10 protein-coding genes and 1 pseudogene are annotated in these 12,722 nt (G+C 58.0%); 7 read left to right on the forward strand and 4 right to left on the reverse strand.

What is annotated here, in order from left to right:
* Nucleotides 1–317, reverse strand: a 317-nt coding sequence (locus LXM96_RS21010) for a PAS domain-containing protein (protein ID WP_394802014.1), incomplete at its 3' end; no start/stop codon positions are given.
* A 303-nt stretch (nucleotides 318–620) separates the two neighbouring features.
* Between LXM96_RS21010 and LXM96_RS21015 the strand changes: the two genes are divergently transcribed.
* Together LXM96_RS21015 and LXM96_RS21020 are read left to right on the forward strand one after the other, a co-directional pair.
* Nucleotides 621–1,409 carry an alpha/beta fold hydrolase gene (locus tag LXM96_RS21015; protein ID WP_240000512.1) on the forward strand — a complete coding sequence of 263 codons (789 nt, stop codon included), beginning with the start codon at nucleotides 621–623 and terminating at the stop codon, nucleotides 1,407–1,409.
* Nucleotides 1,410–1,440: 31 nt separating this feature from the next.
* A complete protein-coding gene (locus LXM96_RS21020) occupies nucleotides 1,441–2,613 on the forward strand; it encodes a PAS domain-containing sensor histidine kinase (protein ID WP_240000513.1) in 1,173 nt (390 codons plus the stop codon).
* Between the two features lie 122 nt (nucleotides 2,614–2,735).
* Here LXM96_RS21020 and LXM96_RS21025 read toward each other — a convergent pair whose 3' ends face one another.
* From LXM96_RS21025 to LXM96_RS21960, 3 genes and pseudogenes are all read right to left on the reverse strand, one after another.
* On the reverse strand, nucleotides 2,736–3,191 hold the full coding sequence (locus LXM96_RS21025; protein ID WP_240000514.1) for a cupin domain-containing protein: 456 nt from the start codon (nucleotides 3,189–3,191) through the stop codon (nucleotides 2,736–2,738).
* Entirely contained in the window at nucleotides 3,188–3,502 is a 315-nt protein-coding gene (locus LXM96_RS21030; protein WP_240000515.1) for a hypothetical protein, read from the reverse strand. Before LXM96_RS21030 ends, LXM96_RS21025 begins: the two co-directional genes overlap by 4 nt.
* A gap of 126 nt (nucleotides 3,503–3,628) precedes the next feature.
* Nucleotides 3,629–3,850: pseudogene (locus LXM96_RS21960) on the reverse strand (TetR/AcrR family transcriptional regulator); the annotation flags it as partial.
* 750 nt (nucleotides 3,851–4,600) lie between these two features.
* On the opposite strand from LXM96_RS21960, the gene LXM96_RS21035 reads away from it, so the two are divergent.
* From LXM96_RS21035 to LXM96_RS21055, 5 genes are all read left to right on the forward strand, one after another.
* On the forward strand, nucleotides 4,601–5,356 hold the full coding sequence (locus tag LXM96_RS21035) for a GGDEF domain-containing protein (RefSeq protein ID WP_240000516.1): 756 nt from the start codon (nucleotides 4,601–4,603) through the stop codon (nucleotides 5,354–5,356).
* A 325-nt stretch (nucleotides 5,357–5,681) separates the two neighbouring features.
* On the forward strand, nucleotides 5,682–7,295 hold the full coding sequence (locus tag LXM96_RS21040; protein WP_240000517.1) for a sensor histidine kinase: 1,614 nt from the start codon (nucleotides 5,682–5,684) through the stop codon (nucleotides 7,293–7,295).
* Nucleotides 7,296–7,310: 15 nt separating this feature from the next.
* Entirely contained in the window at nucleotides 7,311–7,712 is a 402-nt protein-coding gene (locus tag LXM96_RS21045) for a response regulator (protein ID WP_240000518.1), read from the forward strand.
* A 53-nt stretch (nucleotides 7,713–7,765) separates the two neighbouring features.
* Nucleotides 7,766–10,987 carry a PAS domain S-box protein gene (locus tag LXM96_RS21050; protein ID WP_240000519.1) on the forward strand — a complete coding sequence of 1,074 codons (3,222 nt, stop codon included), beginning with the start codon at nucleotides 7,766–7,768 and terminating at the stop codon, nucleotides 10,985–10,987.
* Between the two features lie 620 nt (nucleotides 10,988–11,607).
* On the forward strand, nucleotides 11,608–12,722 hold a 1,115-nt coding region (locus tag LXM96_RS21055), incomplete at its 3' end, for a methyl-accepting chemotaxis protein (protein ID WP_240000520.1).

Raw genomic sequence — 12,722 nt, forward strand, 5'->3', positions numbered from 1 at the left:
ATCACTACTTCAGCATTGCGTGTTGATGCACCGGCCAGGACGGCCTTGGCCATGGGACAAAAGTCATGAGCAAGTGCCGCCCCATTGGGAAGAAACAGAGCAAGCGACCCACAAAAGCGTTCGGTTTTGTCGCCGATAGCGGGGCTTCGCCCCCAAAGCTCCGCCGCCTCACGGTTATAGCGAACGAGCCAACCGTCCTTGTCACAGATGTAGACGGCGCCTGGTATGGCATCGAGTAGACTTGGAGCGGCTGCTGTGAGCGCCTCGAATTCCGTCATCCGGCGTGCTGCGACAGGAAACTCTTCGATGTTGGACATGCTATAGAACCCCCTATGACACCTACCCCAAGTGCCAGTTCAGCCGCCCGTCGCGCCTGAAACTTAACTTTACCCGCTTTGCCAGAAGCGCAACTAAAGCAAACGCCTCGCCTTAACAATGGTTCCAGGGCGGTTCGGGTTGCGCACATGACCAAGTGATAGGGATCGAAGCTGCAAACACTGTCGGTGCGTGTGAGGCACGCGAAATCAGCATCTCGACCTGCACCCACAAAGTCCCTATGTTCCCGGTTTGCGGCCGGTGGTTGGGAGGCGTGCAGCCTCCGAAGAAGTTTTGGAGGGGTTATGTCTGTTTCTGCGAGGAACAACGTCACGGTGCGAGGTGATGGGCAGCGTGCCATGATGTTTGCCCATGGCTTCGGCTGTGATCAGAACATGTGGCGGCATGTCACGCCGACCTTCGAGCAGGACTACAAGATTGTCCTCTTCGACCATGTCGGGTGCGGCAAGTCAGACCTTGGCGCCTATGACCATGTCAAATACTCCACACTTTCAGGCTACGCCGCAGATGTCGTGGAGATAGGCCAGGCTCTGGACATCAAAGGCGGCGTGTTTGTCGGCCATTCCGTGAGCGCCATGATCGGCATCCTCGCCTCAATTCAAGCTCCCGACTTGTTCAGCGAGCTCGTCCTGATCGGGCCATCCCCTCGATACATCAACGACGAAGGCTATGAAGGCGGCTTCACACGGGAGGAAATCGAGGAACTGCTGGAGTTCCTCGATGACAATCACTTGGGATGGTCCGCCGCAATGGGCCCGGTCATCATGGGCAACCCTGACCGTCCCGAGCTGAGCGAGGAGCTCGTAAACAGCTTCTGCCGGACGGATCCAGACATCGCCAAAGCATTTGCACGCGTCACATTCCTTTCCGACAATCGCTCGGATCTGGAGCGTTGCCAGGCACGCGCCCTGGTCATTCAATGCAGACAGGACGTGATCGCCCAGCAGGGGGTTGGGGAGTATGTACGGGACCATCTGCCAAAAGGGGAAATGGTCGTCATCGATGCAACAGGTCATTGTCCGAACCTGAGCGCGCCTGCTCAGGTCATATCCGCGATCAAAGCCTTTGTGTAAGGCGGAGGCTCAAACCGAACTGGAGGGCATCATGGAGGATCTTGAAGACCTCTACGAGAATGCCCCATGTGGCTACCTGTCTTTGGCCGCTGACGGCGTTATCGTCAAAGCCAATCGCACGCTGGCAGGATGGCTGGGCACGCAGAGCTTCGAGCTGCTCGGCAAGCGATTTTATGACCTGCTGAATGTTCCGGGGAAGATATTCTACGAGACTCATTTTGCGCCATTGTTGCGAATGCAGGGGTACTTCAACGAGGTTGCACTGGACCTGGTGGGACCGGATGGACGACGACTGCCTGTCCTGGCCAATGCCGCCGAGCGGCGGACCAGCGATGGCGGCGTCCAGTTTACCCGCATCACACTCTTCCAGGCCGGGGATCGGCGCCGCTATGAGCGGGAACTCGTGGATGCGAAAAACACGGCGGACCGAGCCCGCAAGGAACTGGAGGAGCTGAACAGAAGTCTGGAAGCGCGCATTGCAGCAGGGGTCGCCGAGCGGCTTCAACTGGAGCAAGGGCTACTTGCCGAAAAGGAGGTGGCGCGCTTGAGGGAGCAGTTCGTGGCCATTCTAGGCCATGATCTGCGCAATCCGCTCGCGTCGATTGTTGGGGGGCTCAACATCCTTTCGCGAGAGCCTCAGTCGGACAAGGCACGACGCGTTCTGACAATGATGAGCCACAGCACCGATCGCATGTCTGGCCTAATCCAGGATATGCTCGATCTGGCGCGTTGCCGAGCTGGCCAGGGAATTGCCGTCGACCCGAAGCCGACCGACCTGCGGGGAGTACTCGAGCAGGTAGTACATGAACTGCAGACCGCATATCCGGGCCGCAACATCCAACCCTCCTTTGAGATTGAAGGCCAGGTCCCTTGCGACGGCGGTCGGATCGCGCAACTGGTGTCCAACCTGCTCGGCAACGCGCTTACGCATGGCGCACCGGATCGGCCGGTGAAGGTGATCGCAACAATAACCGACAATGAGGTCATGATAACCGTTGCCAATGAGGGCGAGCCGATTCCAGATCACATAAAGGACCACCTGTTCGAGCCCTTTTTTCGAGCCACAAGCTCGGGCGAGAAGCAGGGACTTGGCCTGGGTCTGTTCATCTCATACGAGATTGCTCGAAGCCATGGGGGCAACCTTCAGGTTCAGTCAAACCAGAAGGAAACGCAGTTCTGTTTTACGATGCCTATTTTCGGATAACGACGCCGCTCCCGTGGATTTTTGGTTCATTGCCCCGTTTCTTCGCGGTATTGGATGCGGCACCGACAATCGAGGTCTGCTGGAGCCCGCTCAGCGAGCTAGCTCCAGCATCAACCGTCCGTCTATGCCGCCATTGATAGCGTTTCGATGCCATGCCGCGCCATGGCTGCGCCGATGCGCGCGAAGTCTGGAGCACCCTCCGGGCGACGTTCGGATCCGATGTCGCGGAAAAAGGCAATCATGGACGGCGCCAGCATCACTAGCATACGAACCGGACCGGCGCTCTCATTGCTATAGTTGTGAGGCACCCGCGACGGCACTATCGCGGATGTACCGGTACCGGCTTTGATCTCCCGTGGGAGTAGGTCGGCGTCGAACTGACGGAGCGTCAACTCCCCTTCCAGTATGTAAATTAGTTCCGGTGATTCATGGACATGTGGAGGCGTCCCCGAGCCGGGTGGAACTTCAATGTCGAGCAGTTCCAGATCTGATCCAGGTACACCTCCGAGGAAACGGATACGGTCAGCCACGACCCAGAGGTAATCGGCATTGTTAGCGCTAGTCACTTCAATATTCATCGCGATACTCCTTTAGCTGCGATGGTGGTGTCCGCCGCAGTGTCGCTCGAATTGATCGCGAACAAGATCAGCTCAAGCGCCCAGGAAGCGGCCTCGCCGGCCTGGGTGCCGTCGAGACTGCCGTAGTCTTTCAAGACCTCCCATGCGGAGGCGGAATAGAGCAGGTGTGCCAGCGCCTCGACCTTGCGAGCGTCTGACGTAGGAAGAGAGGAGAGGACGGGTGCAAGCGCCGCTGAAAAGCTTTCTCGCCGTGCCGGCACGGTCGCCATGCGCATCTGGCGACCAGTGCGGGAATGGAGAGCCGCGCGCATGGCCGCCTCATGCGAATCAAAGAGCGGAAAGGTTTGCACGGGACCGCGAATGACCTCTTGGAATGTTTCGGGTTTCACGGATGCGCCTATCCTTGCGTTAAACCACGGCCAGAACGCCGCTAGCAGTTCATCCTTGTTGGCAAAGTGTCGAAAGATGGTCCTACGTTGAGTGCCAGCCTCGGCAGCTATAGCTTCGATGCTGATTTCATCAGGAGGGGTCGCTGACTGCATCAGCGATAGAACCGCTGCCAAGATAGTTTCACGCGTCTCGCGTGCTCTCTTTTCACGAAGGGGACTGTTGTAGGCGCGCTTGGTCTGCACGAGGAGGCTCCATAAATGATGACGCATCTTGTGACATGAAATGGGATGCTTGTCAAATGGAGTCACAGGTAGTGTCTCAATTATAGTGTGCTCAGCGTGGCGCCCTCCATCCCTCGGTGCCCACACGCGAGATGTTCAGCGGCAAGCAACCAAGGAGCTGGGCCATGATTCTGACCGTCTGGCGCGAGATCAAAGCGGACCCGGACTGCTTGTTGGTCGAGCCAAGGGTCGCGAGAATGGCTTCTCTTGTTTCCTGCGATCTCTGCTCTCTTAGAGGGCTACGTATTTCGTGTCATCTACAGCATCGGCTCAATTGTTGGCACATCACATGACCTTAATTGGGAACTACTTCAATTTGCGCCTCGCGTTGTGCCATGGAAATGTGCACATCGGTCGATCACGGGGATTGCCTGCAGCAAGGACAGTCGCCGGCGCCTGGAGGAAAAGGGAGCACCGATACAGATCGTCAGGGTAGGTCCCCTGGCTCTGGACTAGCTGGGCGCTGGTTGTTTAGGCTATGCTTCATTGCAGTGCATAGCCCGCCGCTCCATCAGGGACTAAGACTTCCTCGGCGGCGCGGTGTCGAGGGCTTCTTGAACCCACCGCGTTGCCGATATCAAAGTCATATTGACTAGGGCACTGGCAGTCCCCCTGCGCCCGTGACGATCGCTTCTGTGCGACCGCTACGCCGGTGATGCGCTCCCGGAGGCGGTAGAGTAGAGAATCGTTCACCGCCTGCGGATATAGTGGCGATTCACGTTCAGCGGGCCTTTTTTCATGACGAAACTGATGACGATCTTTGGGCGACTTTCGCTTATCCTGCAGACGTGCTGGGTAGTAGCCGTTGCTGTCGTTGGAGCAGACCTCCTGACATTGATCTTCTACGGCATCTTCTTCACGGATCGATTGCTACTGGATCTGGTGCTTACAACGATCATTACCCTGCTGGTTGGCTTCCCGATCGCATATTTCTTCCTTGGGCAGCAGCTGAAGTTGGCGAAGATGGCGGTCAGGTTGGAGCAAAGTGCTCGTACTGATCATTTGACTGGTCTTGGTAACCGCGCGGCATTTTTCCCCGACGTGTCATCCCTTCTGGACCTATCCGGAGCTTGTGGCGCGCTACTGTATATCGATGCGGATCACTTCAAGTCGGTTAACGATGCTTTCGGACATGCCACCGGTGACGCCGTCTTAAAGAGCATAGCGAAGACAATTTCTGAGGTCATTCGCGAAGGCGACGTGGCCGCCCGTATCGGCGGCGAAGAATTTGTGGTCTTCCTAGCCGGAGCGACCCCTCAAAAGGCTGCAGAAGTGGCCGAGCGGATCAGGTTCAGAGTGCTGCAGACGGTTGCGCGTGCCGCTGGGCTCTTAGATAGGTCCATCACAGTGAGCATCGGTATCAGCATAAGCTCCGGCGGGTGTTCAGTGGAGCAACTAATGTCCCGCGCGGACAAAAATCTCTATCGTGCCAAGGAGCTCGGGCGCAACCGCATCATCGCCGATGAGGCGCCCGACGGGCGAACTGCGGCCTAAAGATCTGACGCGGATGTCTCGCGGCGCCGATGCTTTTCCCTTCCGCCACTCTCTGGCGATCCTGGATCAACTGGTCATGCTCCCGGTCATTCGGAGACCCTTGCGGGCGGCGTACTCACGCATGACCGCTCGTCCTCATTAAATTGACGCACTCGCACGTGATCGGGCGGTCGAGCCGATAGCACAGGTCTTCCCCCATGTTTTCACCCCTCACTTTTCATGAGAAACCGCTAAAGTTTAACATAGCTGTTTTAGGGAGGATGCATAGGTCTGGCGTATCTATCGTGAGATAGGCGCTTGCAACGAATTAACCTCGGGTGAAGACATGCCGGTGACAGCTCTTAACGACCTCACCATCCGCGAAGCCCTCGCTATCATTTTGAAGCGGGTGCCACATCCGGTCATCGTCAAGGATGTCGAGTCTCGTTTTATATTCCTCAGTGACGCGGCATGTGAGTTGGTCGGCGTCAAATCCGACGAGATCTACGGCCGGACGGATCACGACTTCCTCTCCAAAGAAGAGGCGGACGCAATCAGGGCAATGGACGTGCATATCCTGGCGACCGGAGCGGAGGAACTGTTCGAGGAACAGATCACGGCGCGAGATGGCACCTTGCGAACGCTGGTGACGCACAAACGCCGGATAACCTGGTTTCTTGGTAAGGTCGAAGTCAATCTACTCGTTGCTGAATTCAAGGACGTGACAGAGCTGCGAACGGCTGAACGTGTGCTGCGCGAGAGCGAGGAGCACCATCGCTCTCTGATCGAGCTTCATCCTCAGACGCCTTGGGTCGCCAGTGCCGATGGCGAAATCATCGAAGTTGGGCTGCAGTGGACGAAGCTGTCCGGTAATCCCGTCAACGAGGCGACAGGAAGAGGGTGGGCGCGCTCCGTCCACCCCGATGATAGGGACCGTGCTGAGGCGGCTTGGAGGGAGGCAGTTCGGTCAGGTCAGCCTTTTGACATCGAGTTTCGCATTAGATCCGCAAATTGCGGCTACAGGTGGTATCGGAGCCGTGCTGCGCCAAGGCTTTCGGAAAGCGGCGCCATCGTGCGCTGGTACGGCCTTCTTGAAGACGTTCACGAGCGGCAGCTCGCGATTCGAGCTCTTCAGCAGAGCGAGCAGACGTTGCGAGCACATCGCGACCAACTGGAGAAACTCGTCGAACGGCGCACCGCGGAAGTCCAACAGAAGAACGCCGAACTGGATCGCTTGTTGCAGCAGGAGCGGGAGGCGAACGCGCTCCAGCGTCGCTTCGTGGCGATGATATCTCACGAATTTAGAACCCCGCTTGCGATCATCGATAGCGCGGCACAGCGACTGACACGCACCAAGTCTGCTGTCACGAGCGAGTACCTCGCTGAGAAATCGGATCAGATAAAGGGTGCCGTTGCTCGTATGGTCGAGCTCATGGAAAGCATCTTGGCAGCCGGACGCCTGCAAAGCGGCACGATTGAGATCACAAAAACCGAAACCTCCCTCTCTGCATTGATTCAGGAGTGTGCAGAAAAGCGGCAACAGATCAGCGGCACACACCGCTTTCACCTCGATCTGGAACGTCTACCCGAAACGATGGAACTGGATTCAGTGGCCATCGAGCGGATCTTCGCAAACCTCCTCTCCAATGCGGTCAAATATGCGCCTCACGCGCCGGATGTCTTTGTTCGCGGATGGGAAGAAGGTGGGATCGTCAAGGTATCGGTCCGAGACGAGGGCATCGGCATGGATGCCGACGACCTGCCTCGGCTGTTTCAGCCCTATTTCCGCGCTCGCAGTGCAACCGGTATCGCCGGGACCGGCATCGGGCTCAACATCGTAAAAGAGATCGTTGAGCTGCATGGAGGCTGCATCATCGTCGACAGCGTGATCGGAGCAGGCACCATTTTCACCATTCATCTGCCGATGGACGAGACCCAAGCGCTCATAGAAGCCGCCTAACCAGAAAGAAAAAGCATGATCACCATTCTTTGCGTCGATGACGAGGTCGAAATCCGCAAGCTGCTTGTCGAGGAGTTTCAGGACGCAGGCCTGAAGACACTGGAGGCCGGCAACGGCAAGGAGGCTTTGGAGGTCATCGTGAGCTCGTGGCCGGACATCGTCGTGTGCGACATCTCAATGCCTGTGATGAACGGACACGAGCTCTTGGCCGAGATCCAAATGAATCATCCGGAGTTCTCCCGAATCCCGTTCATCATGCTGACTGCTTTAACGGATAGGGAGAATACGCTGACAGGCCTACAGGCGGGCGCGGAGGATTACCTGACGAAGCCGGTCGATCTCGATCTCCTGATGGCCAAGGTGAATGGCTGCATCATGCGTCTCGAAAACAATCGGCGCGTCGGCAACGCGTTCTAGGCTGATATGTGCCGGCGAGATCGTGGCGAACTGAAATCTCGAAAGGTAACGCCATGCCCGCAAAGCTAGGCGACGAGTTCCCGGCGTGGGAAGGTGGCGCTGTCGAGGTGATCTCGGCCATCTTCTCCGGCTTTGTTCACCCTGTTATCGTCAAAGACGAGCATTCACGCTTCGTCCATGTCAACGCACCAGCATGCGCTCTGCTCGGCTACCCCGCGGAGCAGATTGTTGGGCGGACCGATCATGATTTCCTGCCGAAGGAGGAGGCCGACGCCATCGTTGCCTTGGATCGCGATATACTCGCGAGCGGCGAAGAGCGCATCTTTGAGGAGTCGATCACCCCCTCTCAGGGCGGAAGCCGGAGTCTCGTGACACACAAGCACCGCGTTGCCCTTCCCGGCTCAGAAGAGAAGCTGGTGGTCGTGGTAATGACCGACGTAACGGAGTTGAGGCAAGCCGAGCGCATCCTGCGAGAGAGTGAAGAGCACTACAGATCACTGATAGAACTTCATCCCCAGGTGCCGTGGGTGGCAGACGACGCTGGGGAGGTGATCGAGATCGGCCCATCATGGTCTCGTTTTTCCGGTCGGGCGCCTGAAGCGGCACTCGGTTCGGGCTGGGAGACGGCGGTTCATCCCGATGATCTGCCGGCCGTTCAACAGCTTTGGGCGAGCTCAGTAACCACCGGCAACTCGTTCGACGTGGAATGCCGCATTTACGGGACAGATGGCAGCTTTCGCTGGGTTAGAAATCGTGCCGCCGCTCGGCGGGATGAGCACGGCCGCGTCGTCAGATGGTATGGGCTGCTTGAGGATGTTCACGAGCGCAAAAGTGCTGAAGAGGCGATGCGAGACAGCGAGTCTCGCTTCCGACTGATCGCCGACAGTGTCCCGGTGATGATCTGGATGACGGACGAGAACGGCTCAACGACGTACCTCAACCGCAATTGGTTAGAAACCACCGGGCAGACGGAACAGCAGGGTTTAGGGCACGGTTGGCTCCAAGCGGTGCATCCTGACGATCGGGACATGGTATTGAGGAGCTTTGAGGAGGCGAGCAGAACTTGTGCCAGCGTGCAGGCCGAATATCGGCTGCGTCGCAAGGACGGAAGCTGGGCCTGGGTCATCGATGTCGGAGAGCCGCGGCTGGCACCAGATGGCAGGCTGCTCGGCTATGCGGGCTCGGTTCTTGATCTTTCTGAGCGTCGGACCTCCGAGCTTGCTCTTGAGGAAAGCGAAGCCTTCATCCGGAGCATTTTCGACAGCAGCCCAGACTGCGTTCGGCTCCTCGACCTACACGGTGAGCCGCTTCTCATGAACAGGGCCGGTCGTGAGATGTTTGGCCTCTCTGATGATGCGGACTTGAAAGGTCAGCGGTGGGAGAGGCTGATCGCATCAAGTGACGCGGCAAAGGCTGAGGAAGCACTTGCTCAGGCACGCGAAGGCAAGGCTGCTCGGTTCGAGGCCTCGGTCAAAGCTTTCAATAACAGAGACCTCTGCGTCGACGTCATCGCAGCGCCGGTGTTCGGCAAGGACGGTACACCCATCCGCTTATTGACAATCTGGCGTGACATCACTGACGCCAAGTCCGCTCGTGACGCGACAGAAGAGGCGCGGGCGGCAGCAGAGGTAGCCGCCGGCAAGCTAGCAGTGGTGCTGGAAAGCACCATGGATTGCGTAGTGGTGGTCGATCACGATTGGCGGCTGACGTACCTGAACACCAACGCCAAGAGGTTGCTGGGGCTCGGGGACGATACGATTGGCCAGAATCTATGGTCACTCTACCCCGAAGAGCAGAATGGAGTCTTTGCGACCCAATACAAGAGGGCTCTGGCGGCGAACCAGCCTGTAACATTCGAGGAGTATCTGCCGTCTCTTGAACTGTGGCTTGAGGTCCATGCGTCGCCGACAGAAGAGGGGCTATCGATCTTCTTCAGGGACACCTCCGAGCGCAGGCGGGCAGAGCAGGAGCGCTTTCAGGCACAGGCACAAATTCTTCACATGTCCCGCCACGACGCTCTAACCAACCTGCCGAACCGTCTGCTGTTGCGGGAGCGGCTGGAACGCAGCCTGTCTGCGCTGGCGCCGGGCGCGCAACTCGCGGTGCTGACCCTGGATCTGGACGGGTTCAAGCCTGTCAATGATACATACGGGCATTCTGTCGGCGACATGCTACTGCGCCAAGTAGCCGATCGACTGCATGGCTGCATTCGTGAGGAGGATACAGTCGCACGCGTCGGCGGAGACGAATTTATCGTTGTTCAGCCTGTGGTTCGGCGAACCCAAGATGCTGATCTGCTCGCCAAGCGCATCATCGAGAACCTGCAGAAGCCCTTCGACCTCGAAGGATTGGTGATCAGTATAGGCACCAGTGTCGGAATAGCCTTCGCACCGGATGCCGGGACGGCGATCGATGAACTCATTCGGGCGTCCGATGTGGCGTTGTATCGCGCGAAAGCGGATGGCAGGGGAACGTTCCGACGCTACGCCACAGGTATGGATGTCCATATGCAGGCGCGGCAGGAGCTGAAGGTGGCGCTGAGGAACGCGCTTGCTCGCAACGAGCTCGAGCTGTTTTTCCAGCCGCTCGTCGATCTATCCTCCAGTAGGGTGAGCAGCTGTGAAGCCCTCGTGCGGTGGCGCCATCCTGACAAGGGCATGGTTTCGCCCGCAGACTTCATTCCGATCGCCGAGGAAACCGGCCTCATCATTCCGATCGGGGAGTGGGTATTGCGGACGGCATGCGAGCAGGCGTCAGCTTGGGAGGGAGACATAGGTGTCGCCGTTAACCTCTCGCCGTTGCAGTTCAAGGATGGAGATCTTGTGAGGATTGTATCTGATGCGCTGGAAGCTTCAGCATTGGCGCCTTCTCGCCTTCAGCTGGAGATCACCGAGTCGGTCATGCTCGATGAAAACGAAGCGAACTTGCGCATCCTGCAGGAGCTTCGACGCCTGGGTGTGAAGATCGCCATGGATGACTTCGGTACCGGCTACTCATCGCTTGGCTACCTGCGCAGCTTTCCCTTCGACAAGATCAAAGTCGACCGCGGCTTTATAAGCGATCTGCCAGAAGGAAAGGAATCGCTGGCAATCGTCCGCGCGGTTGCCGGCATTGGGCGCAGCCTGGGGATCACAACGACGGTGGAAGGTGTCGAGACGCAGGAACAGCTTGATGCAGTCAATGCCGAAGGGTTCGATGAAGCCCAGGGATATTTATTCTCTCGCCCGGTTCCGGCGGCGGATATCCCTGACATCTTAAGAAGAATGGGGGCTTGATCGTAGCGAGGTGCCGGCTGACTGTCATTTCTGAGCGATAACCTCGTGCTGCTAACGCCCAGGAGGAGGCAAAGATGAAAAGAATCGTGTCAGTGTTTCGGGGATGGGGACTGATCGGCTATATCGCCCCGCGTTCCTCGCCGGCGCCATTGTCCTACCGATGTTGACCTGGGTTTGAGGAGTACGGCCCGGTTCTGTTCCGACCCGGCAGGGCTTCCAGTTTGGCATACTCGATCCCGGCATCATCACAAACAGAGACATGGTCCGGGAGCGACCCTGATGCTTCAAGACCACACTCGCTTCCCTTGCTGGTCGCGGGTTAACTGCTGGAGGTCAGAACACGCGCCATTCTCGGCAGTTGCCGTGGCACTACCAATGCAGCCAAAAGCACCTCTACCCGCGCGGTCCGCATATGTGCAGGCGAGATGAGCCGGTTGATACGAAGGTCACCGAGCAGACGACCTCTGCACTTGCCCCGCGGCTCGCGATTATTTGCAGGGATGGATGACGCTGACTGTTCCAAGTCGCCAAAAGCCTTAAAAGTCAGGGCGAGGTGACGTAGCATTAACGTTCGCCTGTTATATTAGTCGCTCCTGCAATCAATTCTCCTGGATTCTGAAATGTTTGCGAATCTGCGCATATCGCGCAAGCTTCTGCTTGCCTTCTCGACGATCACCTCCGTTGTTCTGCTGTTCTCTGCTGTGGTGCTATTCTCTCTGGCTAGTATTAGAGGAACAACGAGCGAAAATGCGCAGACCCAGAAAACCATCGGGATCGCAGACACTATCCTCTCGACCCTAGTGGAGACGCAGAACGCCATGCGGGGGTACGTTGCGAGCGGTGATCGGGACTTCGTCGGGCGTATCGATCAGTATCAGAAGTCGATCGCTCCGATGCTGGCTGAACTCGAGACTGCTCTTCCTCCCGATGTCGCCAACAGCGTTTTGCCACCCCTGCGAAGCGCCATTTACTCTTTCGCTAAGGAACTTTCCTACACCGTCTCGGCTGTGGCAGACCCCGCTCAACTCGGCGCTGCAAGAGCAAACATCGCGAAGACAGCTCGCCTGACAGAAACTCGAAATGTACTGACCAAGTTCATCGCAGATGCGGAGAAGGTTGCAGCCGAACGGGCAGCCCTTGCCGAGGCGGCTTTCGCCACTGGTAAGACCACGCTGCTGGCAGGCGGGGCCATCACGGCCATCATTGCAGTGACCCTCGGCATTGCCTTAGCGAGATCAGTTGCCACTCCTGTCATCGCAATGACGACCGCGATGACCAAGCTGGCCGCCGGTGACACGAACGTTACAGTACCCGCAGCCGGGAGGGCCGACGAAATTGGAAAGATGGCCGACGCTGTCGAAGTTTTCCGTCAGAATGCTGCCGAAAATCGTAGGCTCGAGCAGGAAGCGAACGCCCAGCGATCTAAGTCGGAAGAGCAGCGTCGCCACGCGGCCGAGCAGGAGCGTGTTCGCGCCGACGCCATGGCACAGGCGACCACGGGTCTTGCGGATGGACTGAAGCAGCTGGCCGCCGGCAACCTGACCTTCCAGCTGTCGCAGTCCTTTGCCGAGGAGTTCGAAAGCCTGCGCGCAGACTTCAACCAGGCGGTTTCGCAGCTGAAGGACACCATGTCGTCGGTTGCCGGCTCCACCAGCTCAATCGACTCGGGCTCGCGCGAGATCAGCCAGAGTGCCGAGGACCTGTCGAAGCGCACCGAGCAGCAAGCCGCCTCGCT

It is taken from the genome of Rhizobium halophilum (genome assembly GCF_021648825.1).
Lineage (GTDB): Bacteria > Pseudomonadota > Alphaproteobacteria > Rhizobiales > Rhizobiaceae > Neorhizobium > Neorhizobium halophilum.

Coding starts and splice junctions, on each gene's coding strand:
- LXM96_RS21025 (WP_240000514.1), bottom strand. CDS start 3,191: ATGAATATTGAAGTGACTAGCGCTAACAATGCCGATTACCTCTGGGTC.
- LXM96_RS21045 (WP_240000518.1), top strand. CDS start 7,311: ATGATCACCATTCTTTGCGTCGATGACGAGGTCGAAATCCGCAAGCTG.
- LXM96_RS21050 (WP_240000519.1), top strand. CDS start 7,766: ATGCCCGCAAAGCTAGGCGACGAGTTCCCGGCGTGGGAAGGTGGCGCT.
- LXM96_RS21020 (WP_240000513.1), top strand. CDS start 1,441: ATGGAGGATCTTGAAGACCTCTACGAGAATGCCCCATGTGGCTACCTG.
- LXM96_RS21015 (WP_240000512.1), top strand. CDS start 621: ATGTCTGTTTCTGCGAGGAACAACGTCACGGTGCGAGGTGATGGGCAG.
- LXM96_RS21030 (WP_240000515.1), bottom strand. CDS start 3,502: ATGCGCGCGGCTCTCCATTCCCGCACTGGTCGCCAGATGCGCATGGCG.
- LXM96_RS21040 (WP_240000517.1), top strand. CDS start 5,682: ATGCCGGTGACAGCTCTTAACGACCTCACCATCCGCGAAGCCCTCGCT.
- LXM96_RS21035 (WP_240000516.1), top strand. CDS start 4,601: ATGACGAAACTGATGACGATCTTTGGGCGACTTTCGCTTATCCTGCAG.